The 24,775-nt window shown below is 44.3% G+C and carries 23 protein-coding genes; 19 read left to right on the top strand and 4 right to left on the bottom strand.

Features of this window, described 5'->3' with window-relative positions:
- Nucleotides 1–144: 144 nt before the first annotated feature.
- Entirely contained in the window at nt 145–1,062 is a 918-nt protein-coding gene (locus LNN34_RS17460; protein WP_229043976.1) for a DMT family transporter, read from the bottom strand.
- Nucleotides 1,063–1,160: 98 nt separating this feature from the next.
- Here LNN34_RS17460 and LNN34_RS17455 point away from each other — a divergent pair, with 98 nt between their 5' ends.
- Nucleotides 1,161–2,033 carry a LysR family transcriptional regulator gene (locus tag LNN34_RS17455; RefSeq protein WP_059292523.1) on the top strand — a complete coding sequence of 291 codons (873 nt, stop codon included), beginning with the start codon at nt 1,161–1,163 and terminating at the stop codon, nt 2,031–2,033.
- A 161-nt stretch (nt 2,034–2,194) separates the two neighbouring features.
- Nucleotides 2,195–3,205, top strand: a complete 1,011-nt coding sequence (locus LNN34_RS17450) for an LLM class flavin-dependent oxidoreductase (protein ID WP_059292524.1) — start codon at nt 2,195–2,197, stop codon at nt 3,203–3,205.
- A 47-nt stretch (nt 3,206–3,252) separates the two neighbouring features.
- Here LNN34_RS17450 and araR read toward each other — a convergent pair whose 3' ends face one another.
- Nucleotides 3,253–4,341 (bottom strand): arabinose utilization transcriptional regulator AraR, encoded by a 1,089-nt coding sequence (araR, locus tag LNN34_RS17445; RefSeq protein WP_139372588.1) that lies wholly within the window; start codon nt 4,339–4,341, stop codon nt 3,253–3,255.
- 203 nt (nt 4,342–4,544) lie between these two features.
- Here araR and araE point away from each other — a divergent pair, with 203 nt between their 5' ends.
- The 3 genes from araE (at nt 4,545) to gap (ending at nt 8,314) form a co-directional block, all read left to right on the top strand.
- Nucleotides 4,545–5,939 carry an arabinose-proton symporter AraE gene (araE, locus tag LNN34_RS17440; RefSeq protein WP_044159158.1) on the top strand — a complete coding sequence of 465 codons (1,395 nt, stop codon included), beginning with the start codon at nt 4,545–4,547 and terminating at the stop codon, nt 5,937–5,939.
- A 298-nt stretch (nt 5,940–6,237) separates the two neighbouring features.
- Nucleotides 6,238–7,260, top strand: coding sequence for a sugar-binding transcriptional regulator (gene cggR, locus LNN34_RS17435; RefSeq protein ID WP_229043973.1), 1,023 nt, complete (start codon nt 6,238–6,240; stop codon nt 7,258–7,260).
- A gap of 46 nt (nt 7,261–7,306) precedes the next feature.
- On the top strand, nt 7,307–8,314 hold the full coding sequence (gap, locus tag LNN34_RS17430; protein ID WP_010331916.1) for a type I glyceraldehyde-3-phosphate dehydrogenase: 1,008 nt from the start codon (nt 7,307–7,309) through the stop codon (nt 8,312–8,314).
- A 112-nt stretch (nt 8,315–8,426) separates the two neighbouring features.
- Here the strand turns inward: gap and LNN34_RS17425 are convergent, their stop codons facing one another.
- Nucleotides 8,427–8,579, bottom strand: a complete 153-nt coding sequence (locus LNN34_RS17425) for a hypothetical protein (RefSeq protein WP_157722679.1) — start codon at nt 8,577–8,579, stop codon at nt 8,427–8,429.
- 47 nt (nt 8,580–8,626) lie between these two features.
- Here LNN34_RS17425 and LNN34_RS17420 point away from each other — a divergent pair, with 47 nt between their 5' ends.
- The 14 genes from LNN34_RS17420 to LNN34_RS17355 all read left to right on the top strand — a co-directional run bounded on the left by LNN34_RS17420 (nt 8,627) and on the right by LNN34_RS17355 (nt 24,221).
- Entirely contained in the window at nt 8,627–9,811 is a 1,185-nt protein-coding gene (locus LNN34_RS17420) for a phosphoglycerate kinase (RefSeq protein ID WP_044159156.1), read from the top strand.
- Between the two features lie 30 nt (nt 9,812–9,841).
- The gene (gene tpiA / locus LNN34_RS17415; protein WP_010331914.1) at nt 9,842–10,603 is read left to right on the top strand and encodes a triose-phosphate isomerase; all 762 of its coding nucleotides are present in this window, start codon (nt 9,842–9,844) and stop codon (nt 10,601–10,603) included.
- Entirely contained in the window at nt 10,596–12,131 is a 1,536-nt protein-coding gene (gene gpmI, locus LNN34_RS17410) for a 2,3-bisphosphoglycerate-independent phosphoglycerate mutase (protein WP_103671307.1), read from the top strand. Before tpiA ends, gpmI begins: the two co-directional genes overlap by 8 nt.
- 27 nt (nt 12,132–12,158) lie before the next feature.
- Complete coding sequence (eno, locus tag LNN34_RS17405; protein WP_003151625.1) at nt 12,159–13,451, top strand: phosphopyruvate hydratase; 1,293 nt, start codon at nt 12,159–12,161, stop codon at nt 13,449–13,451.
- Nucleotides 13,452–13,631: 180 nt separating this feature from the next.
- The gene (locus LNN34_RS17400) at nt 13,632–14,909 is read left to right on the top strand and encodes a M20/M25/M40 family metallo-hydrolase (protein WP_229043971.1); all 1,278 of its coding nucleotides are present in this window, start codon (nt 13,632–13,634) and stop codon (nt 14,907–14,909) included.
- Between the two features lie 262 nt (nt 14,910–15,171).
- Nucleotides 15,172–16,506 carry a nucleotide sugar dehydrogenase gene (locus LNN34_RS17395; protein ID WP_229043968.1) on the top strand — a complete coding sequence of 445 codons (1,335 nt, stop codon included), beginning with the start codon at nt 15,172–15,174 and terminating at the stop codon, nt 16,504–16,506.
- A 12-nt stretch (nt 16,507–16,518) separates the two neighbouring features.
- Entirely contained in the window at nt 16,519–17,685 is a 1,167-nt protein-coding gene (locus LNN34_RS17390) for a DegT/DnrJ/EryC1/StrS family aminotransferase (RefSeq protein WP_125825419.1), read from the top strand.
- The gene (locus LNN34_RS17385; RefSeq protein ID WP_229043966.1) at nt 17,682–18,611 is read left to right on the top strand and encodes an NAD-dependent epimerase/dehydratase family protein; all 930 of its coding nucleotides are present in this window, start codon (nt 17,682–17,684) and stop codon (nt 18,609–18,611) included. The genes LNN34_RS17390 and LNN34_RS17385 overlap by 4 nt, the downstream gene beginning before the upstream one ends.
- The gene (locus LNN34_RS17380) at nt 18,577–19,821 is read left to right on the top strand and encodes an aminotransferase class V-fold PLP-dependent enzyme (RefSeq protein WP_229043964.1); all 1,245 of its coding nucleotides are present in this window, start codon (nt 18,577–18,579) and stop codon (nt 19,819–19,821) included. The genes LNN34_RS17385 and LNN34_RS17380 overlap by 35 nt, the downstream gene beginning before the upstream one ends.
- 16 nt (nt 19,822–19,837) lie before the next feature.
- Nucleotides 19,838–20,719, top strand: a complete 882-nt coding sequence (locus LNN34_RS17375) for a GNAT family N-acetyltransferase (RefSeq protein ID WP_229043962.1) — start codon at nt 19,838–19,840, stop codon at nt 20,717–20,719.
- Nucleotides 20,692–21,450, top strand: a complete 759-nt coding sequence (locus LNN34_RS17370; RefSeq protein WP_101859935.1) for a WbqC family protein — start codon at nt 20,692–20,694, stop codon at nt 21,448–21,450. Before LNN34_RS17375 ends, LNN34_RS17370 begins: the two co-directional genes overlap by 28 nt.
- Nucleotides 21,413–22,090, top strand: coding sequence for a PIG-L deacetylase family protein (locus tag LNN34_RS17365; protein WP_024122884.1), 678 nt, complete (start codon nt 21,413–21,415; stop codon nt 22,088–22,090). Before LNN34_RS17370 ends, LNN34_RS17365 begins: the two co-directional genes overlap by 38 nt.
- Before the next feature lie 3 nt (nt 22,091–22,093).
- Nucleotides 22,094–23,011, top strand: a complete 918-nt coding sequence (locus tag LNN34_RS17360; protein ID WP_095713004.1) for a TIM barrel protein — start codon at nt 22,094–22,096, stop codon at nt 23,009–23,011.
- Nucleotides 22,989–24,221, top strand: a complete 1,233-nt coding sequence (locus tag LNN34_RS17355) for an MFS transporter (protein ID WP_103671312.1) — start codon at nt 22,989–22,991, stop codon at nt 24,219–24,221. Before LNN34_RS17360 ends, LNN34_RS17355 begins: the two co-directional genes overlap by 23 nt.
- Nucleotides 24,222–24,266: 45 nt before the next feature.
- On the opposite strand, the gene LNN34_RS17350 is transcribed toward LNN34_RS17355, so the two are convergent.
- The gene (locus LNN34_RS17350; protein WP_081638366.1) at nt 24,267–24,734 is read right to left on the bottom strand and encodes a GNAT family N-acetyltransferase; all 468 of its coding nucleotides are present in this window, start codon (nt 24,732–24,734) and stop codon (nt 24,267–24,269) included.
- Nucleotides 24,735–24,775: the final 41 nt, after the last annotated feature.

Raw genomic sequence — 24,775 nt, 5'->3', positions numbered from 1 at the left:
AACTTCAACCGGATAACTCACTCTTGTCCCCATAGAAAAAACACCTCCAAGTCTAATTTCGGCTAACAATCATCCGTTTTCAAACTTAAAGGTGTTTTTTATTTGTCTCATCTTATGGGGTCAGTCCATTAGACAAGAGTTTTTTTAATGGGCAGCCTTCTCATTTACACCGAGCGCAGCCGCTTTCTGAGCCTTTGATTTTGTATTGACGAGGCAAATGCTTGTGACAATCAGAACAAGGCCTGCCAAGAGGCTGACGGTTAACGGCTCATGCAGGAAAATCGAGCTGGCCACGATGGAAATGAGCGGAATCAAAAAGGTGTAGGAAGCGACCTTGCTTGCTTCTCCAGAACCGACAAGGGTAAAAAAGACAAGCCATCCAAGCGCGATGACAAACACTGAGATGAACAGCAGACTGACGACAAACGAGACTGTCCATTGGATCGCGGAAAAGCTCTCTGTCCAGAAGCCGGATACGAGCAAAAATACGCTGCCGATTGTCAGCTGTAAGGCGACCATCCAGATGGAATCGACGCGGCTGCCTGTTCTTTTCATAAATACTGTTCCGAGTGCCCAGCTGAGCGCGGAACCCAAAGCCAGCAGAACCCCTATGACAGAAATATGACCGCCAAAGCCCGCGGCACTGATGACAGCAACCCCGGCAAAACCGAGTACAAGCCCGATCACTTTCAACGTAAACATGGATTCGCCGAGCCACATCCAAGAAAAGACACCCATCAGCACCGGCTGAAAGAATACGATAGCTGAAAAGAGACCAGCAGGAAGATAATTCAGCCCAATCGTTTGCAGGCCGTAGAATAACGTAATATTTAAAAGAGCAGAAACAAGATAAATCGGCCACGTCTCTTTAAAACGCAGTTTATGAATACGCGGCAATGCGACAATCACTAATAAAAGCCCGCCGATCAGTGTCCGGACGCCCGCAAACAATAAAGGCGGCGAATAGGCGAGCGCGGCTTTCGACAGCGGCCAATTGACCCCCCACATAATAACGAGAAAGGCGAGAAGGAGCGCTGTCCGCGTTTTTGATAGCTGCTTCACTTTTGATCACTCCTTGTAGAACATTTCCATCATATGATACGGTAGAACATAAGATAAATAAAATGAATCTTTTTTATGAGGAGCATAAGTAAATTGTTATGACCATTACACAATTAAGAGTTTTCGTCAAAGTAGCTGAAACGGGGAGTTTTACAAAAGCGGGACAGGCGCTGAACATGACACAGCCGGCTGTCAGCCATGCCATTTCCGCAATTGAAGCCGAGCTTGATGTGAAACTGATCATCCGTGACCGCCGAAACGGCCTGATGCTGACGGACACGGGAAAAAAGATCTTAGTCCATATAAGAGAAGTGTTAAAAGGAATCGAAAAAGTTGAGCAGGTCGCAGCGGCAGAAAAAGGGCTTGAGCTGGGAACGATTCATATCGGCACATTTCCAACCGCTTCCGCTTATTTTATGCCAAAGCTGATCAGCGAGTTTAAACAAAGGTATCCGAAATTAGAGCTTGTTTTGCATGAAGGAACCGTAGATGAAGTCAAGGAGTGGCTTCACACGCGGATGATCGATGCCGGCATTCTTCTGTATCCGGCAAACGAGATGGAGTACATTCGGCTGAAAAAAGACAAAATGGTCGTCGTGCTGCGTGATGACCACCCGCTGTGCAATCGCCCGGCCATCACGCTGAAAGATCTCGATTGTGAGCCGATGGTTGTCTGCGACGGCGGCTATGAATCACCTTTTATCGATAAGTTCAAGCAAGCTGGTTCAACGCTGCACACTGCTTTCACTGTCTATAACATGAACACCTCGATCAGCATGATCAAAGAAGGCTTGGGGCTGGCGATTTTATCAGAAATGTCCATGTCGGGAATGCCGCTGCCGGAGCATGTGGTCACGCGGGATCTCGATCCGCAGGTGTATCGGGATGTGCAGCTTGCCGTTCCTTCATTACATGAGGCTTCTTTGGCGGCTAAGCTTTTCATTGAGATGGCACAGGAGCTGTTTGCGTAAAAATCAAAATGAAGAAACGTCTTTTTTATTGTTCGAATTTCATCGAATCAGATTCTTTTCATCCTAAACGCAGTTGTGATAAGGTGTGATAGAAGTCCTTTCGATAAAGACATAGCAGCATGAGGCTGTTTACTTATATCACAACTGCAAAGGAGAACAATATGTCTAACAACCAACGCAAAGATACCTTGCTTTCTGTCTTGAATTTATCTCCTGTTGTTCAAGGGGGAACGATAGCAGAGTCATTCCGAAACAGCATGGACTTGGCGCGCCGTGCAGAGGAGTGGGGCTATCACCGTTATTGGCTTGCAGAGCATCATAATATCGAAGGTGTCGCAAGCTCTGCCACCGCGGTTCTAATCGGCCATATAGCCGGCGGCACAAAGAAAATCCGCGTCGGTTCCGGCGGCATTATGCTTCCGAATCACTCGTCACTTGTCATCGCTGAACAATTCGGCACCCTGGAAACACTGTATCCCGGACGGATTGATCTGGGGCTCGGACGTGCACCGGGAACAGACCAATTGACTGCAAGGGCGCTCCGCAGAAACATCAGCAGCGGTGAAGATTTCCCTGAACAATTAGAGGAACTGCGCAATTACTTTAAACCATCAGGAAACGTGCGCAATCAAGTCCGCGCCATTCCGGGAGAGGGCATAGATGTGCCGATTTGGCTGCTGGGCTCAAGCGGCTTCAGCGCCCGTCTGGCAGGTGAGCTGGGTCTTCCGTTTGCATTTGCTGCCCATTTCTCACCGGCGAATACCGTTCCCGCTTTGGAGCTGTACCGCAATTCCTTTACACCGTCAGAAGTGCTTGATGAACCGTATGCGATGGTCGGCGTAACGATTATCGCCGCAGATACAAACGAGAAAGCGCAGCATCTGGCTACATCGCATTACCAGCGATTCCTTGATCTTGTCCGCGGCACGCCGAACCAGCTGAAGCCGCCAGTAGAAGACATGGATCAAATCTGGAGCCCATATGAAAAAGCAATGGTTCATGAGCAGCTCAGTTCAACCATTGTTGGCGGTCCTGAAGAAGTGAAAGAAAAGCTTGAAGACTTTGTCAAAACGACTCAGGCCGATGAAATTATGGTCAACTCAGAAACCTTTGAACACGCTGACAGAATGCGTTCATTTGAAATCGTGGCTGACATTTGGAAAAACAGATAAAGGCCATAAAAAAAGCAATGTAAAGGGGAAACCCATACATTGCTTTTTTATTCATTCAGCTTTCTTGCGGACTGGCGGATGATCAGCTCAGGCTCAAAAATGACATCTTCCTGCTTAGGCTTTTTATGCTCCAAACAGTCAATAACATATTTTGCAGCCGCTTTTCCCAGCACAGACTTCGGGTGCTTCACAGAGGTTAATTTCACCTCGGAGATTTGCGCAAAATGGGAATCATCATACCCAACGATGGACATATCCTCAGGCACCTTGATATCCATCTCCCGAAGCATATCAATCACCTTCAGTGCAATTTCATCATTATAGCAAAGAATAGCAGTCGGCATGTTTTTGCTGTTTTTCTCCAGTGTCTCTTTTACTTTCTCCAGCAGCTTTGATTCCTTTTCTTCCGTCGTAAACGTCACAATCATATCCGGAGAAGGAAATAACTCACGCTCACGATGCGCCTGTATGAACCCGTTCATCCGTTTGACACCCTGCGTGTCATCAGCTTTAAAAATACCCATCATGTGCGTATGGCCGAGAGAGAGGAGGTGCTCGGCCGCCATCACGCCGCCTTTCACATCATCCAGAGTAAAACTTGGTGCAGCAAGCTCGGCGTATGACGCATTAATCATCGCAAAAGGAATGCCGTTTTTTTCTAAATTAAGATAGTAGCCAATATTCGGCGTTTGCAGAGCGCTTTTTGTCGGTTCTACAATCAATCCGTCAATATGCTGTGACAGCAGGTTTTCTAATCCTCTGCGTTCATTGTCGGGATTGTTGTTTGTGCTTGTCAAAAGCATAGAATATCCCTGCTCGCTTAAATAAGACTCGATTCCCCTAATGATGCTCGGAAAAATATAGTCTGATATGTAGGTCGTCAGAACGCCGATCGTTTTATTGGAATGCAGCGCTGATTTAGCAGAGCGTGAAGCGACAAAGGTGCCCCCGCCTTGCACGCTGTAAAGCAGGCCTTGCGATACGAGGTCTCCAATGGCTTTACGAATGGTATGCCGGCTGACGCCAAATTGCTGCATTAACTCGTTTTCGGTAGGGATCTTTTGATCGGGCAGGATTTTGCCTTGATTAATCCATGAACTGATTTCTTCTTTTACTTGAGCATATTTTGGTAACATATCCATTCCTCCAAAATGTATACGGACAAATTTCAGTATATCACAGTGATCTATACAAGAAAACATTGACAGAAAATGCAAACAGGATTATTCTATATTTGTACGTACTAATAAACAATAATTTTCGTTAAATTTTTAAATAAGTACGTACAATTAGAAAGAAAAATGTAAACGCTTTACTCAACTTTCGGGAGGGCAGAGAAATGAAGAATACTCCAACTCAATTAGAACCAAATGCTCCTGTAACAAGAAGCCATTCAATGGGATTTGTGATTTTGATATCATGCGCGGCTGGGCTTGGCGGTTTATTGTACGGCTATGACACTGCAGTTATTTCTGGTGCTATTGGTTTTCTCAAGGATTTATACAGCCTGAGTCCGTTCATGGAGGGGCTTGTCATTTCAAGCATTATGATTGGAGGAGTTGCGGGAGTCGGGATATCCGGGTTTTTAAGCGACTGGTTCGGGCGCAGAAAAATCTTAATGACAGCGGCCCTGTTATTTGCGGTATCGGCAGTTGTTTCTGCTGTTTCACAAGACGTGTCGACCTTAATCATTGCGAGGATTATCGGAGGTTTAGGGATCGGAATGGGTTCGTCATTATCCGTGACTTATATTACGGAAGCGGCGCCGCCCGCCATACGCGGAAGTTTATCTTCCTTATATCAGCTCTTTACGATACTGGGTATTTCCGCAACGTACTTTATTAATCTCGCTGTCCAGCGTTCCGGAACATATGAATGGGGCGTGCAAACCGGCTGGAGATGGATGCTCGCTTACGGAATGGTGCCATCCGTTATCTTTTTCCTAGTCCTGCTGGTCGTGCCGGAAAGTCCAAGATGGCTGGCGAAAGCGGGCAGAACTAAAGAAGCGTTATCGATTCTGACACGCATTAATGGAGAAACTGTCGCAAAAGAAGAATTGAAGAACATTGAAAACTCATTAAAAATAGAACAAATGGGGTCACTATCACAGCTCTTCAAACCAGGTCTCAGAAAAGCGCTTATCATTGGAATCCTGCTGGCGCTCTTTAATCAAGTGATCGGCATGAACGCCATCACCTATTACGGACCGGAAATCTTTAAAATGATGGGATTCGGACAAAATGCCGGATTCGTGACAACCTGTATTGTCGGTGTTGTGGAAGTCATTTTTACCGTCATCGCAGTTTTATTGATTGATAAAGTCGGACGCAAAAAACTGATGTCCATCGGTTCTGCTTTCATGGCTATTTTTATGATCTTAATCGGGACGTCGTTTTATTTTCAGTTAACAAGCGGATTTATGCTGATCTTCTTTATATTAGGGTTTGTCGCCGCGTTCTGTGTATCGGTCGGGCCGATCACATGGATTATGATTTCTGAAATTTTCCCGAACCATCTGCGGGCGAGAGCCGCAGGGATCGCCACCATCTTTTTATGGGGAGCAAACTGGGCGATCGGGCAGTTTGTGCCGATGATGATCAGCTCGTTCGGACTGGCCTATACGTTCTGGATCTTTGCCGTCATTAACATTCTCTGCTTCCTGTTTGTCATCACAATCTGTCCGGAAACGAAAAATAAATCGCTCGAAGAGATTGAAAAGCTCTGGATAAAATGAAAACGCTTTAAAATATGTAGCCCTTTCGATTGAGAGGGCTCTTTTATTTTGTGCGCACCATTAACGGTTTGCTGTATAAGATAGAAATATAAAGGGAAAAATAATGAATAAGAAACGCAGTTGCATGAAAACTGCGCGAATATTGTCGATGAATTGGCTCTTAACAGTTGAATAAACATTTCCACCCTGTTAAAATAATTAAAGAAAGCAGAAATAATTTTTTTTGGCTATGATGGGACGTTTTTTGTCATAGCGGGACGTTTGATGTCCAGCAAAAAAAGGAAGGAACGTTTGAGTCATGAACCAGTTAATACTAGCTCAAAAAAAATTATTGCCTGATCTTCTGCTCGTTATGCAAAAGAGGTTCGAAATCTTGCAGTATATCAGGCTGACAGAACCCATCGGCCGCAGAAGCCTGTCTGCCAGTCTCGGAATCAGCGAGCGTGTGCTGAGAGGCGAGGTTCAGTTTTTGAAGGAACAGAATCTGGTCGATATTAAAACAAACGGCATGACGCTGACAGAAGAAGGTTATGAACTGCTTTCCGTTTTAGAAGATACGATGAAAGATGTTTTAGGTTTGACGCTTTTGGAAAAGACATTAAAAGAACGTTTAAATCTAAATGATGTCATTATTGTATCCGGAGACAGCGATCAATCCCCATGGGTCAAAAAAGAAATGGGAAGAGCGGCTGTCGCATGTATGAAAAAAAGATTTTCAGGCAAAAATATCGTCGCTGTGACCGGCGGTACGACAATTGAAGCTGTCGCCGAGATGATGACGCCGGATTCTAGAAACCGCGGGCTTTTGTTTGTGCCTGCAAGAGGCGGGTTAGGCGAAGACGTAAAAAACCAGGCGAACACCATATGCGCGCATATGGCGGAAAAGGCTTCAGGCACTTATCGGCTTTTGTTTGTTCCGGGTCAGCTGTCACAAGGCGCCTATTCATCTATTATTGAAGAACCTTCTGTTAAAGAGGTGCTGAACACCATTAAATCAGCGAGTATGCTGGTTCACGGAATCGGCGAAGCTAAAACTATGGCTGAGCGGAGAAACACACCTTTAGAAGACTTAAAGAAAATAGATGATAACAACGCGGTGACAGAAGCGTTCGGCTACTACTTTAACGCGGACGGCGAAGTGGTCCACAAAGTGCATTCTGTCGGGATGCAGCTGGATGACATAGACGCCATTCCCGATATTATAGCGGTAGCGGGCGGATCATCAAAAGCCGAGGCGATCGAGGCTTACTTTAAAAAGCCGCGCAACACGGTTCTCGTCACTGACGAAGGAGCCGCAAAGAAGTTATTAAGGGATGAATAATCCCTCAATATAAATATCTCTCACTTATTTAAAGGAGGAAACAATCATGGCAGTAAAAGTCGGTATTAACGGTTTTGGTCGTATTGGACGTAACGTATTCCGCGCAGCATTAAACAATCCTGAAGTTGAGGTAGTAGCGGTTAACGATTTAACAGATGCTAACATGCTCGCTCACCTTTTACAATATGATTCTGTACACGGAAAATTAGACGCTGAGGTTTCAGTTGACGGTAACAACCTTGTTGTTAACGGTAAAACAATTGAAGTTTCTGCAGAACGCGATCCTGCTAAACTTAGCTGGGGTAAACAAGGCGTTGAAATCGTAGTTGAATCTACTGGTTTCTTCACAAAACGCGCAGACGCTGCGAAACACTTAGAAGCTGGCGCGAAAAAAGTAATCATCTCTGCTCCTGCTAACGAAGAAGATATCACAATCGTTATGGGTGTTAACGAAGATAAATACGATGCGGCTAACCACGATGTTATCTCAAACGCATCTTGCACAACAAACTGCCTTGCGCCGTTTGCAAAAGTACTTAACGACAAATTCGGCATCAAACGCGGTATGATGACAACAGTTCACTCTTACACAAACGATCAGCAAATTCTTGATCTTCCGCACAAAGACTACCGTCGTGCGCGTGCAGCAGCTGAAAACATCATCCCAACTTCAACTGGTGCCGCTAAAGCAGTTTCTCTAGTTCTTCCTGAACTAAAAGGCAAACTGAACGGCGGAGCAATGCGTGTTCCAACTCCAAACGTTTCTTTAGTTGACTTGGTTGCTGAACTGAACCAAGAAGTAACAGCTGAAGATGTAAATGCAGCTCTTAAAGAAGCAGCTGAAGGAGATCTTAAAGGAATCCTTGGCTACAGCGAAGAGCCATTAGTTTCTGGCGACTACAACGGAAACAAAAATTCTTCTACAATCGATGCTCTTTCTACAATGGTTATGGAAGGCAGCATGGTAAAAGTAATCTCTTGGTACGATAACGAAAGCGGCTACTCTAACCGCGTTGTTGACCTTGCAGCTTACATCGCTAAAAAAGGTCTTTAATTCATAGCTGAAAAAAGGACCTTACTTGGTTCTTTTGAATAGAAGCGCTATAATGAAAGCGGACAAGGGAAGGGGACGGACTCCCTTTCCCTTTTTCCATGAAGACCGGCTTTCAGAAAACGTTCTGTGAAAGAGTAGCATCTGCGTTTTGCAGCTTTCCGGCGCCTTCGCCTGCGGCCACTGCCCTGGCTTCAGACGATCTGCCCTGTGCCGAAAAGTATGCGATCTGCCCTCGCGGAGTAATCGCTTGATCAGACGGTTTCACGTTTTTCGTGCTGCATGCAAACCATTTTGAAGGAGGATCTCCTAGGCATGAATAAGAAAACACTCAAAGACATCGACGTAAAAGGCAAAGTTGTATTCTGCCGCGTTGACTTTAACGTTCCAATGAAAGACGGGGAAGTAACAGACGATACACGTATCCGTGCTGCGCTTCCGACAATCAAACACCTTGCAGACCAAGGCGCGAAAGTCCTTCTCGCGAGCCACTTAGGCCGCCCGAAAGGCGAAGTCGTTGAGGAGCTTCGTTTAACTCCTGTCGCTGCACGCCTCGGCGAACTGCTTGGCAAAGAAGTGAAAAAAGCGGACGAAGCATACGGTGATGCTGTAAAATCACAAATTTCCGACATGAAGGACGGAGACGTTCTTGTATTGGAAAACGTACGTTTCTACCCTGGTGAAGAGAAAAATGATCCTGAGCTTGCAAAAGCATTTGCTGAGCTTGCAGATGTATATGTAAATGACGCATTCGGTGCTGCCCACCGCGCTCACGCATCTACAGCTGGAATTGCCAAGCATCTGCCAGCGGTTGCAGGTTTCTTAATGGAAAAAGAGCTTGATGTACTCGGAAAAGCGGTTTCTAACCCTGATCGCCCATTCACGGCGATCATCGGCGGAGCGAAAGTAAAAGACAAAATCGGTGTCATCGAAAGTCTTCTTGATAAAGTAGACAACCTGATCATCGGCGGAGGTCTTGCTTATACATTCGTAAAAGCGCTTGGCCATGAAGTCGGTAAATCTCTTCTTGAAGAGGATAAAATCGAGCTTGCGAAATCATTTATGGACCGCGCGAAAGAAAAAGGCGTTAACTTCTACATGCCTGAAGATGTACTCGTTGCAGATGATTTCTCTAACGATGCAAACGTAAAAATGGTGCCGATCTCTGAAATCCCTAGTGATTTAGAAGCAATCGACATTGGTACGAAAACACGCGAAACGTATGCTGATGTCATCAAAAACAGCAAACTTGTCGTGTGGAACGGACCGATGGGCGTATTCGAAATCGACTTGTTCGCTCAAGGAACAAAAGCGGTTGCGGAAGCATTGGCAGAGGCAAAAGATACATACTCTGTCATCGGCGGAGGAGACTCTGCAGCAGCGGTTGAAAAATTCGGCCTAGCTGACAAAATGAGCCACATCTCAACAGGAGGCGGCGCATCCCTTGAGTTCATGGAAGGCAAAGAGCTTCCAGGGGTAGCTGCACTGAACGATAAATAATTTTAAAACTGCTATAAGGAAGTGGAACAGATGAGAAAACCAATTATAGCCGGTAACTGGAAAATGAACAAAACACTCGGCGAGGCTGTCAGCTTCGTTGAAGAAGTGAAATCTTCCATTCCAGCAGCAGACAAAGCGGAAGCTGTTGTTTGCGCGCCAGCGCTTTTCCTAGAAAAGCTGACTTCTGCTGTTAAAGGCACTGACCTTAAAGTCGGCGCCCAAAACATGCACTTCGAAGAAAGCGGCGCGTTCACAGGCGAAATCAGCCCGGTTGCTCTGAAAGACCTTGGCGTTGACTACTGCGTCATCGGCCACTCTGAGCGCCGTGAAATGTTCGCTGAAACTGATGAAACAGTTAACAAAAAAGCACATGCTGCTTTCAAACACGGCATTGTGCCGATCATCTGTGTTGGTGAAACGCTTGAAGAGCGCGAAGCCGGCAAAACAAATGATCTTGTGGCTGACCAAGTGAAAAAAGGCCTTGCTGGTCTTTCTGAAGAACAAGTTGCAGCTTCTGTTATTGCGTATGAGCCAATCTGGGCAATCGGAACAGGCAAATCTTCTACATCTAAAGATGCGAACGACGTGTGTGCACATATCCGTAAAACCGTCGCTGAAAGCTTCGGCCAAGAAGCGGCAGACAAGCTTCGCATTCAATATGGCGGAAGCGTAAAGCCTGCAAACATTAAAGAATATATGGCAGAGTCCGATATTGACGGTGCTTTGGTCGGCGGCGCGAGCCTTGAGCCACAGTCATTCGTTCAATTATTGGAGGAAGGTCAATATGAGTAAAAAACCAGCTGCACTCATCATTCTTGATGGGTTCGGATTACGTAACGAAACAGTAGGGAACGCAGTCGCTTTGGCGAAAAAACCGAATTTTGACCGCTATTGGAATCAGTATCCTCATCAGACACTGACTGCTTCAGGCGAGGCTGTAGGTCTTCCTGACGGACAGATGGGGAACTCCGAAGTAGGCCACTTAAATATCGGTGCGGGCCGTATTGTGTACCAAAGCTTAACACGCGTAAATGTTGCCATTCGCGAGGGAGAGTTCGAACGCAATCAAACATTCCTTGACGCGATCAGCAACGCGAAAGAAAACAACAAAGCCCTGCATCTGTTCGGTCTTTTATCTGACGGAGGCGTGCACAGCCATATCAACCATTTATTCGCACTGTTAAAGCTTGCGAAAAAAGAAGGGCTGACAAAGGTTTATATCCATGGCTTCCTTGACGGCCGTGATGTAGGTCCGCAAACAGCGAAAACGTACATCAACCAGCTGAACGAACAAATCGAGGAAATCGGTGTCGGAGAAATCGCCAGCATTTCCGGACGCTACTACTCAATGGACCGCGACAAACGCTGGGACCGTGTAGAAAAAGCGTACCGTGCAATGGCATACGGCGAAGGCCCGACATACCGCAGCGCACTGGATGTTGTTGATGATTCATATGCGAATGGAATCCACGATGAATTCGTTATTCCATCTGTCATCACAAAAGAAAACGGTGAGCCTGTTGCGAAAATCGAAGACGGCGATTCTGTGATTTTCTATAATTTCAGACCGGACCGCGCCATTCAGATTTCCAACACGTTCACGAACAAAGACTTCCGCGATTTCGACCGCGGCGAGAATTATCCGAAAAACCTGCATTTCGTCTGCCTGACTCACTTCAGTGAAACAGTTGACGGCTATGTGGCGTTTAAACCGATAAATCTTGATAATACAGTCGGAGAAGTATTATCTCAGCAAGGATTAAAACAGCTTCGAATTGCAGAAACTGAAAAGTATCCGCACGTCACGTTCTTTATGAGCGGAGGCCGTGAAGCTGAATTCCCTGGTGAAGAGCGTATTCTTATCAACTCGCCGAAAGTCGCAACATACGACTTGAAGCCTGAAATGAGTGCGTATGAAGTGAAGGACGCGCTTGTCAAAGAAATCGAAGCTGACAAGCATGACGCGATTATCCTTAACTTCGCAAACCCAGACATGGTCGGCCACTCCGGAATGGTTGAACCTACAATTAAAGCGATTGAAGCAGTGGACGAATGCTTAGGCGAAGTCGTTGACGCGATTCTCGCTAAAGGCGGACACGCTATCATTACCGCTGATCACGGTAATGCTGATATTCTGATCACAGAATCAGGCGAACCGCACACTGCACATACGACAAATCCAGTCCCTGTCATTGTTACGAAAGAAGGCATCACGCTGCGTGAAGGCGGAATCCTAGGCGACCTTGCACCAACGTTATTAGACCTTCTCGGTGTTGAAAAACCGAAAGAAATGACTGGAACATCTTTAATTCAAAAATAAGCTGAAAATCAAAGGAGAGACAAACTCATGCCATACATTGTTGATGTTTATGCACGCGAAGTATTAGACTCACGCGGCAACCCAACAGTTGAAGTTGAAGTATATACAGAAACAGGAGCTTTCGGCCGCGCATTAGTGCCAAGCGGAGCTTCTACAGGTGAATACGAAGCAGTTGAGCTTCGTGACGGCGACAAAGACCGTTACCTTGGAAAAGGCGTGTTAACAGCTGTTAACAACGTAAACGAAATCATTGCTCCAGAGCTTCTTGGCTTTGATGTAACTGAACAAAACGCAATCGATCAGCTTTTAATCGAGCTTGACGGTACTGAAAACAAAGGCAAACTCGGTGCGAACGCAATCCTTGGCGTATCTATGGCTTGTGCGCGCGCAGCTGCTGATTTCTTACAGATTCCTCTTTACCAATACCTTGGAGGATTCAACTCAAAAACGCTTCCTGTACCGATGATGAACATCGTCAACGGCGGAGAGCATGCTGACAACAACGTAGATATTCAAGAATTCATGATCATGCCAGTAGGTGCTCCTAACTTCCGTGAAGCACTTCGCATGGGCGCTCAAATCTTCCACAGCCTGAAATCAGTTCTTTCTGCTAAAGGAATGAACACAGCTGTAGGTGATGAAGGCGGATTCGCTCCAAACCTTGGTTCTAACGAAGAAGCGCTTCAAACAATCGTTGAAGCAATCGAAAAAGCCGGCTTCAAACCTGGCGAAGAAGTAAAACTTGCAATGGACGCTGCATCTTCTGAGTTCTACAACAAAGAAGACGGCAAATACCATCTGTCTGGCGAAGGCGTTGTGAAAACATCTGCTGAAATGGTTGACTGGTACGAAGAAATGGTTTCTAAATACCCAATCATCTCTATCGAAGACGGACTTGACGAAAACGACTGGGAAGGCCACAAGCTTCTTACTGAGCGTCTTGGCAAAAAAGTTCAGCTTGTTGGTGATGACCTCTTCGTTACAAACACGAAAAAACTTGCTGAAGGTATCAAAAACGGCGTAGGCAACTCTATCCTGATCAAAGTAAACCAAATCGGTACATTGACTGAAACATTCGATGCGATCGAAATGGCGAAACGCGCAGGCTACACTGCTGTTATCTCTCACCGTTCTGGTGAAACTGAAGACAGCACAATTGCTGACATCGCTGTGGCAACAAACGCAGGACAAATCAAAACAGGTGCTCCGTCACGTACGGACCGTGTTGCGAAATACAACCAGCTTCTTCGCATCGAAGATCAGTTGGCTGAAACTGCTCAATACCACGGTATTAACTCTTTCTACAACTTGAATAAGTAATAAAAAGACCGCCGAGATATGTCTCGGCGGCTTTTTTATGCAAACTTTCCTAGCTGTCATTCTTATTCTCCTTCTATCTGATTACCTTGATTTGGTAATTAGTATTCATTTTATTGCTTTTTAAAGGAATCAACACAGCAGAACCGAAAAGAAAGAGTGAATAAGAGGAGGAATGTAAAAATGAAACTGATATTAATGTCCGCAGCACTGGCCGGAAGCGTCATATGGGGAGCTTCGGCTGAACAGCTGAATGAGAAGCAGCCTCTTTTTGTGTCTGAAATGGCCCCGTTGTTTGATGAAGAGCATGCATATGAAACCATTCATGAGCTTAGTGAAGTCATAGGTCCGAGAGAAACAGGGACAGAGAAAGAAAAAGAAGCGGCATCATACATATCGAAACGGCTTCAAGATGAGGGGTTAACTGTCCGTATTCAGCCATTTCATGTGAAAACATATTTTACTGGTTCAGTCATGGCAGGCGATCATGAATATCCAATACGCTCAGCAGATAAGAACTTTGTGGAAGATGAAGAAAAAATAGAGGCTGCCGTCTTTGACGGAGGCTATGGGTTAAGCCTTGAAGTAAAAGAAGCAAAAGGAAAAATAGCCGTTATTAGAGAGGGGAAAATATCAGTATCTCAAAAAATAAAAAACGCCCAAGATGCTGGTGCGAAAGCTGTCATTATTTATAACCGCAAGACAAAACCTCTCGCGATCCGTCCGGTAAAACCAAAACACACCACAATACCGACAGCGGGAATGAAAAAAGAAGACGGAGAAGCTTTGCTGAAAGAAAAGCAGGCTGTCATTCAATTTAAGAACTATCAAAACCGCACTTCACAGAATATAATAGCGACACGCAAAGCGCAGCACACAAAACACCCGGATATTCTTTATGTAACTGCCCATTATGACACAGTTAAAGGTGCACCTGGGGCTGATGATAATGCATCAGGCACATCTGCTGTGCTGGAGATGAGTAAGCAAAGCAAGGATCTTCCTAAAAACAAAGAAATCCGTTTTATTTTATTCGGAGCTGAAGAGCTGTGGTCAGCGGGTTCTTCATATTATGTCAGTACGCTTACTTCAGATGAAATCAAACACAGCTGTGCAAACTTTAACGCTGATATGATTGCGACTGACTGGAAAGAAGCCAGCCAAATGTATATAACCACTCCGGATGGCAAAAAAAATGCAAGTGTCAATTATGCAGTAAACGCTGCCCGGAAAGCACAGCTTGAAGCACCTCGCCTCACACAACTGGGATACTCGGATCACGTGTCTTTTTATGAAGCGGGCATACCTTCAGCTAATTGGATTTGGCTCAGCCCAGATACACAAGAGCCTGGTTCATGGTATCACACTGAAAATGATAATATAACACATATCAGCAAAGATAGATTGAAGGAAGCGGGGCAGCTCTTGCTATCTGCTGTAAAAGAGGCGAATAGAGAATAAAAAACAGGCTTCGGCCTGTTTTTTTAATTTTTCATTAAATTCTTTCAATTGAGGGAGATCTTCTCACCATTCTCCTAATAAATACCTTATCATAGGTACATAAAATACCAATTATTAGTAGATTTCAACATAATGTCCTACAAAATAAAAGGATACAAAACTCATTTACCGGTTTTTTACTTTTGTTATAATTGCAGTATCGATCGATAATTGTTTAATTTTGTAAAAATATATCCTTTTCTATCTTATAGGGGGTCCAAAAATGAATCCTGTCACACAAGAAGCTCGAAACCTCGGTCATAAGCGGCTTTTAGAATTGATTGAAACAAAACAGGCTGTTGTAGGTGTATTAGGGATGGGGTATGTGGGGTTTCCTCTTGCATTGGAATGTGTCAATAAAGGATACAGCGTCATCGGCTTCGATAGAAACAGTGAAAAAGTTTCTTTGCTGAAAGACGGGCGCAGCCATATTCGGGATATAGACGATAACCAATTAAAAGGGGCACTGCACACAGAGCGTTTTCAAGTGAGTGAGAATATGTCTCTCATTGAACACTGCGACATTATTGTGATATGTGTTCCGACACCTTTGAACAAAAAAGATAAAATTCCCGATCTGAGCTACATAGACAGTGCAGTTGACAGCATGTTGGCTTACGGAAGAACAAATCAGCTCTTAATTTTAGAAAGTACAACCTATCCGGGTACAACCAAACAAAAAATCGCCGATAGAATGGCAACAGGGCGTCAGGTAAACATAGGCTCAGATTTTTTTATGGCTTATTCTCCTGAACGAATTGATCCTGGGAACAGCCAATATGAAGTTGCCGATATCCCTAAAGTGGTCGGCGGAATGACCCGGAATTGCACAAAACTTGCCTCAGCGTTTTACAACACCATCGTTGCAAGCATTCATCCAGTAACCTCACCTGAAGTAGCAGAAACAGCTAAACTCCTAGAGAATACCTACCGTTATGTAAATATAGCTCTCATCAATGAAATGGCACTTAATTGCCGAGAACTCGATATTGATATTTGGGAAGTGATCAATGCGGCAGACACAAAGCCGTTCGGATTTCAAAAATTCAGCCCCGGCCCTGGCGTAGGCGGCCATTGTATACCGATTGATCCTTTTTATTTTAAATGGATAGCCAATCAAAAGGGATTGCAGACAAAGCTGATTGATTTAGCAGATGAAATTAATTCTGAAATGCCGTTTTCAGTGTCTGACTATGCCATGAAGCTGGTTGATAAAGAACCGTGCAGCATTTTATTAATAGGTGCTGCTTATAAAAAAAATACCAATGATTCTCGTGAGTCTTCTGCATTTGCAATTATCGATGATCTGATGAAAAAGGGATGCACGATAGATTACTATGATCCTTTTATCAGTGAAATCCGCCTGGAAGACGGCAGCATCAAGCGCTCCGTCCCTTTCACCAAGGACCAGATCAATCAATATGATGTCGTCATTATTCATACTGATCATGATGATATAAATTACAGCATATTTCAGGATACAGCCCCTATTATTTTCGATACCAGAAATATTTGCAGAGAAAAAATGGCTGACAATGCAAAGCTTGTCACACTATAGGAGGGAACTACCATTAGTAAACGATTTATCTCTTTTCACAGACCTGATATCACAAACGAAGAACTGGAAACTGTAGCCGAAACAATCAAGTCAGGATGGATTTCAAAAGGTCCGAAAGTGATTGAATTTGAAAAAAAGCTGGGCGAATATCTAGGCGCGGAACACGTAATCAGCTGTAATTCAGGAACAGCTGCCTTACACATGGCATTGCTTGCACTCGGTGTAGGAGAAGGCGATGAAGTCATTGTTCCAAGCTTCACGTTTTGTTCAAGTGTAAACGTCATTTTGCATGTCGGAGCAACCCCGGTTTTTGCGGACATTTGCGAGGATGATTTATGTATAGATCCGGCAGATGTGAGACAAAAACTTTCTCCGCGCACAAAAGCAGTCATTGCGGTCCATTTTGCAGGTTATCCTGCAAATTTGGATGAGCTTAGCAGCATATGCAAGGAAAATGGACTGTACTTGATTGAAGATGCCGCTCACGCGCTTGGGACAAGATATAAAGGGAAGATGATCGGCACACACGGAGATGCAGTATGCTTCAGCTTTTATGCAACCAAAAATATTACGACGGGAGAAGGAGGAGCTCTTATTCTTAAGGATGAAGAGGCAGCTGAGAGAGCGAGACTGTATGGGTGGCATGGCATTACAAAAAATGCTTGGAATCGATACGGTGAAAAGGGCAGCTGGCGATATGATGTTTTACTTCCCGGCTTTAAGTACAACATGACAGATATCCAGGCTGCGCTCGGGCTCATTCAATTGAAACGTGCTGCTGAGATCCAAGAAAAACGGACAAGAATCGCAAACTATTATGCGTCTGAGCTTACAAATCAATCAGAAAGAGCAGAACTTCCTTTGACAGATATCCCCAGCCATATCACCCACTCTTGGCATTTGTTTATTCTGCGGGTGAAAAAACGCGGGGAAATGGAGCGAGACCAGTTTATTGAAAATATGAAAGCGAAACATATTGGCTTGAGTGTCCACTTTATCCCTGTGCATATGCATCCCTACTATAGTGAGCATTTTCCCGCAAAGCTGCCGGTAACTGAACGCATCTTTCCTGAAATTGTATCACTGCCTCTTTATAGCCAGCTATCGAAGGAAGATTGCCAATATATCGTTCAATCAATGAAAGATGTTTTATCTTTAAACCAGGAGGTCGGACAATGAAACACATTGCTATCTTAGGCGGAGCAGGCTTTATAGGAAGTGAATTAGCCAAGTTATTACAGAATAAAGGCTATCATGCGATCATCGCTGATCAAAAAAAGCCGGATTTTCAGGCGGAGTTCCGACAAACGAATATTTTAGATCGGCACTCGCTTAAGGAATCATTAAAAGGAGCAGATGCTATTGTTCATTTAGCGGCAATGGTCGGAGTAGACAGCTGCCGCAGCAATGAAGAGGACGTCATCAAGGTAAATTTTGAGGGAACGAAAAACGTAACGGAGGTATGCAAGGAGCTAGGCATCAAAACCCTTCTTTTTTCCTCCAGCTCAGAGGTTTTCGGGGACTCACCCGATTATCCGTATACGGAATCGAGTAAGAAGCTCCCTAAATCTGCTTATGGAAAAGCAAAATTGAAGTCAGAGGAATATTTGAGGGAGCAGGCATCAAACTCGCTGAATGTTAGAGTTGTTCGGTACTTTAATGTATACGGCCCGAAGCAGCGGGAGGACTTTGTCATTAACAAGTTCTTCAGTTTGGCTGAATCTGGTGCAGAGCTTCCTCTTTATGGAGACGGCGGCCAAATCAGATGCTTCAGCTACATTAGTGATATCGTTAACGGAACATATCTGGCACTTATGCACAAAGGCAGTGACTTTGAAGATTTCAACATAGGAAACAATTTGCCCATCAGCATAAAAGGGCTGGCAGAGAAAATCAACGTAATGACAGGCAGGAAGAAAGAGAATTACACCTTTAAAAAGCTGGGTGAGGATGGTGTCCGAGGTAAAGACATTGAAATTTTCAAACGTGCTCCTTCCATCGAGAAGGCAAAGCGAATGCTTGGATATGCTCCTAAAGTTCACCTTGATGAAGGCCTGAGGATGATTAAAGTTGAAAGACAAAAACAAAAACTTTCATTATCCTGAGAATCCCAAACAGATCAAGTTTCCCATTTATGCGAGGCAGCTTTCAGGCAGAAGTCTTTTCCCGGCATTCACTCATTTCATCTCAGCTAAAAAAACCAGGTTGGCAGAAAAACTGGAAAAACGCTATGGAAAGGGTATCGAATTAACTTCGAGCGGAAGTGCGGCGTTGGTGCTTGCACTGAAACTTTCCGGAGCGGAGCCTGGAAAAGAAGTTATTTTTTCTTCTTTCAGCTGTCCGAATGTAATTGATGCTGTGCTTCAATCCGGGGCTTCTCCAGTTTTCGCTAATCTGGATGATGATTTATCCCTGTCTTTTGAAGATGTGAAAAACAAAGTGACCGAGAGGACATGCGCTGTCATTTTGACACACGTCTACGGTCGGAAGGAAAACATGAATCTTATTGAGTGGGCGAAAGCGAAGCGTATTCATGTCATCGACGATGCTGCTCAGGCTATGTTTACAAAACAAGCCGGAACATTTGCAGGCGGTTTGGGGGATTTCGGTATCTTGAGCTTTGGAATGTCGAAGCCTCTCGGCAGTATAGGGGGCGGAGCATTAATCGCTCGGAAAGATGTGCTGGACAAAATCAGCAGGCTGCCGATGGAACAGCGAAAGCAAGTCAATGCTGATTATGATGCTTATATGAGACAGCAGCGAATGCAGGCCTTGATGAGTTCTAAGGCTCTATCTTTCTTATTCAGAAAAGCAGGTGTTCGTACTTCTTTAAAAACGAGCAAACTTGAAGTCCTTCCGAAAAAACCTGCTACTGTCCCTTTATTGCGAATGCATCCGGTGAGACAAGCCATTATCGAATACCAGCTGTCCAAGATGGAGCGGTTGGTGAAAGACTCATCAAGAAATTTGGAGACGGCAAGATACATTTTTGCGGAGGCCGAAGAGTTATACGGGATCAAGATGATTCAGCCTCAGGCGGGAGAGAGCCTGAACTATTTGACAATCGTATTTCCTCATGAAGGCGAAAGGTACGATTGCTCCGTTTATTTAGCGGCAAAAGGCATTCAAACATGCTGGAACTACCTTCCTCTTCACCTGATTCCGCTATATCAGCCTTATTCACAACTTGAGGATGAAAATTCTCTTTGGAAAAGAGTTCTTTCGCTGCCATTCAAACCGCCTCTTGGCACAGAGCAGGTGAAGTATATTGCTGAAACTGTTTTAACGTATGCAAAGCAAAAGAATAAGAAATGAATGTTGGTGATATATCGTGGAAAAAACAGCATTTTCCGTAACTCCTCAAGCATGGGATCGGGCTGCTGACATATTTCAGGCTGGGTTGTTTCAAAGCTATGATTGGGGGAAGCTCATGGAAGAGCTCCCCAATACCTCGTTTCACCCCGTCAGGCTGACATCGGACGGCGGACAAGTGATATATGTTCCGGTGTTTGAGCAGAATGGCTCGCTCAGCGGTAATATGATAGGATACGGCGGCGTCATTTCAGACCGTCCAATTTCATTCGAATGGCTGCAAAGTGAAATCAAAGCATTATTTGGACAGAAACTATCGCGGCTCCTGCTTCCGCATGACCAAACTCCTTTTATCGAAGAAACGGGAGAACAATGGGAAGAGAAAACAACACATATTTTATCGCTTCCCGTTACATTTGAAGAGCTATGGACAAACTGTTCGGGAAAAGCACGGACTGCAGTCAGATATGCGGAAAAGAAAAATGTATCCGTCCGCTTAATCGGACAGGAGTCGATTCATGAGTTTTACGATTTGTATAAGGCGCATATAGCAGCTATCGGCGCAGCATATATGCTAAGCCAGGATTTTTTTCAGAGGCTGCATGAAAGCCTTGGCAGACAAGTCTTTTGGGTAGGGGCATTTCTTGAGAATGAAATGATCAGCAGCAGTATTTTTCTATATGACCATTCTCATTTCTATTATTGGCAGAATGTAAACAGCCCTGCCGGTAAAGAAACGCAGGCTTCTTATCTGTTAATGCGGAACGCTTTATCATTCGCCATCGACAAGAAGCTTCAATGGGTTGATTTTGGATATTCTCACAGTAAAGAAATTGCCAGACCGAAACGATATTGGGGAGCTGAAGAGAAACGATGTCGACATTTCACAGAAACGGAGTAAAAGTGGTAAGCGGCCATCAGTCCAGTTATCTCCCTTGGTATGGTTTTTTTGAAAAAATCCATAAATCAGATGTATTTGCGATTCACGATACAGCCCAGTTTGAGAAAAAAGGATTTCTCAATCGGAACAGGATAAAAACGTCTCAAGGCCCTACGTGGCTGACTGTTCCTCTGCAGATGAAAAATTATAAGGATATTGAGCTACGTGATATGAAAATTGATCAAGAACAAGACTGGCGAAAGAAACACTGGATGGCGATAAAAATGAATTATGCAAAGGCTCCCTATTTCGAGGAATATCAAATGTTTTTTAAAGATGTCTATCAGCAGGAATGGGAGTACCTTCACGATTTGAATATGTACATCATTGATTTTTTTCTGCGTGAACTTCGTATTTCAACGCCAATTTGCTATGTTTCGGAGCTCGAATGCCGGAATGAAAAAAAGAGTGATTTTGTGCTCGCACTTTGTAAGGAACTAGGGGCTGATCATTATTATTCAGGCAGCCAAGGATCAGACTATTTAATAGAAAGTGATTTTGATAGAAGCGGAATTACAATCGAATACCAGCAAATCAGGACAATACATTATCCGCAGTTATTCGGAGAGCACATTCCTCATCTCTCTATGCTTGATATGCTTATGAATTGCGGGGCGGATATTTCCGAAACGTTAATCAAAGGGGGACAATATAATGAAAGTAATGGTATTTGCGGCGCACCCGGACGATGAAATTATCGGCGTCGGCGGAGCTCTGGCGAAACATGTCCGTCAAGGAGACAGTGTGTCGGCTGTCATTATGGCTGAGGGAAAATCGTCCAGAAAAGAAGACTATGAAAAACCTTGTGATTCGCTCATGCAGCATTCCTATAGTGAAACGGAACAAGCGCTTAGCACGCTCGGCATAAGCGATTTTGTCAGATTAAATCTTCCTGATAACAGGCTTGATTCACTGGATTTGCTGGATGTCGTAAAAGAAGCAGAAAAACAAATTGAACGCTTTCAGCCGGATATTGTATATACACAATACGGCGGTGATATTAATATTGACCATACCGTAGTATTCAGAGCGGTGATGACGGCAACCCGCCCGCTTCCAGGTCATTCCGTAAAACAGGTCCTGGCATACGAAACATTATCCTCGACAGAGTGGAACTATTTGAATAAGGATCAATTCCACGCGAATTTCTTCATTAATATAGAAGAAGAGCTTGAACTGAAGCTGAAGGCTATGGCGTGCTACGATTCGGAGCTGAGGGATTTCCCGCATCCGCGGTCCTTGCAAGCGATTGAAAATAATGCATATGTTTGGGGAGCTAAATCCGGTTTTTCTGCAGCAGAAGCTTTTATGCTTGTGAGAGGGACGTGGTGACGGATGATTGCGCAAATACCGTTTTTCGGGTTAGACCCGAAGCAAATTGATAAAAAGTGGGTCGAAGCAGGATACGGCCTTGAAGCCAATATTTTTGACGGAAAATCGTTTGAAGCAACAGATTATGTGAAAACCTTCAAGCGGACACTTGATTACACAAAACAGCTTGAGCCGTCATTATTGACACTTCATTTTCCCACCGACAATGCGGATTATGTTCATGAAGCGCATATAAAGGACCGTCTGCTTCATTTTGCAGAGCTTGCGGATGTATATGGCGCCAAGGGGATAATTGTTCATGCCAATCAATTTATGTCCGTTGAAGAATTTCAAGGCTATGATTTAGAAGGAAACCGCAGAAAAGTCATTGAATTTTTTGCAGAGTTTGATGAAGAGCTAAAAGGAACAGATATATGGATTGGAGTCGAAAATCTGCCGATTATCGGGAATCTGGGCGAAGACTTTGACCCGATATTCATTTATCCTGAGGATTTTGAGGAACTGATTCAGCTCGGTTTAAAACATATCGGGATTACATGGGATCTGTGTCATTGGGCCATTACCTATCAGACACATTTATCATCATCACTTATGTTCAGGAATGAAAAGCTGAGATACCCTGACTTTTTTCAATTTCTTTCCTTAAAGGACAGCATTAAACATTATCATTTCAGTTCGTTTTGCCAGCTAGCCTTCCCGCATGGAGGTGTCCGCTGTTTTGAAGGGCGTCATCCCGCAGAAGGAACGATAGATGAAACATTGCTCAGACAAGCAGCAGAGATGTTAAAAGAGATACACCGCGGTGATGGCACAGGTATCGTATTTGAAGTGATGGAAGAGGATTATACACAAAGAAAAGAATCATGGAGAACATTAGAATGGTTCGGCGGTGCTTCTGATGAAGATCAAAAACGGCCGTGATTCGGCATATCGAACACCAAATTATGCAAAACTTTGGTCTGCACAAGTATTTTCTTCCGCGGCGGATGGCGTCTGGCTCATCGCGCTTCCGCTTCTTGTACTCGATTTGACCGGAAGTAAAATATTGGTCGGGGTGATTTCTTTTATCGAGCTCGTTCCCCTGACCTTCGGAATGTTTACAGGCCCCTTAATTGATTCTTTACGAAAAAAAACCATATTGTATATGTGTAATACAGGAAGGGCAGTCATTATGATTCTCTTGGCAGTCCTTAGCGCAAATGGTTTTTTAACTGTATGGATCATCGGTGTATGCGCATTTTGTTTATCGCTGCAATCGATGCTCTTTTCCCCGGCGAAAGTCGCGCTTATCCCGATACTTGTCCCTCAGAAACATCTAGATCAAGCGACATCTTTAATGAATACAAGCGAACTTATTGGTCTGATCGTCGGAAAGCTGATCAGCGGCGTTTTACTTGCGGCCATTCCGTTCGGGCTGCTGTTTTTCATTAATGGAACCGCCTTTTTTGTATCCGCTGCATTGATTGCAGTTATCCACATTTCAGAACCTGCCGGCCTAAAAAGCAAAGGGGCAGAAGCCCTTAAGACAGGATACAGAATGCTGAAAGGCAACTCATCTTGGATGACTTCTGTCGGTTATTTTTTTATCGTGAATCTTGTCATTGCCGGGTTTATTTCGGTTATGGGGCCGATTCTTGCAGTGGAACGTTTTCATGAAAACTATTCTGTGTGGTTCGCCGTCATGTATGCAATGTTTCAGGGCGGAATGCTCTTAGGTAATCTTGCTGTATTTTTTAAGTGGAATACTAAGCGGCTTGAACGGCTCTATCCCAGAACTTTAACAGCTGTCGGATTGCTCATAATGTTTTTGTTTTTTCAGCTTAGCGGGCTTGAATGTGTCATTTTTTTGATACTAGGTGTTATTATCTCGTATATTGATGTGCAAACAGTTCTGTTTTTTCAAAAGACTGTTCCGACTGAATACTTCGGAAGAATTTTCGCGCTTATTTTTTCTATTGTAAAGATGGGAGAACCTCTTTCAGCAGCTGTTTATACAGTGCTTCTTGTGTTTATGGACGCTGATTATATTTTTCTGGCTGTCGGTCTGACCCTCGTGCTGACTTTTTTCATACTGTCAGTGAGGCAGGGAATGCAACGGGATGCCGGGAAAAAAGCGAATCAGTTTTTTTAATTTCTATATGAAAGAGCTGCCGATTATCATACGGCAGCTCTTTCATTAAAGATCCAAATAAAGTCTCACCATATCACGGCATTGTATGCCGTTTTCGAAAATGTCCTCATCATAATGTCGGGTAAAGAAATCATGATCGATGGCCTGCAGGCGGAAACCACATTTTTGATAGAGAGAAAGCTGATGAATGCTGGAATTTCCCGTGCCGATTTCAATCGTGTCCGCACCCAGCTCCTTTGCCTTTTCGATGGCGTCATGGACAAGCTGTTTGCCAAAACCCTTCTTTTGAAGAGACTCTTTTACGGCAATATTTACAATTTCAACTGTTTGCGGCCTTGTTTTTAGCAATACATAAACACCGGCAAGTTCATCACCGGCCCAAGCTGTGTAACATTCTCCTCTTTCAAGATATTCATCTACAATGTCTTTCGACGGATCGGCGAGCAGCAATAGATCGTATAATTCGTCATTTGCTTTTTCTCTTATTTGAATCCTGAGCTTTTGCACGTACATTCCACCTTTTCATATGATTATAGAGATATTTTCATGATTTT

This window comes from Bacillus sp. AF23 (assembly GCF_020861455.1).
In the GTDB taxonomy this organism is placed as follows: Bacteria; Bacillota; Bacilli; order Bacillales; family Bacillaceae; genus Bacillus; species Bacillus halotolerans.
This window is presented reverse-complemented; position numbering and strand designations above follow the sequence as displayed.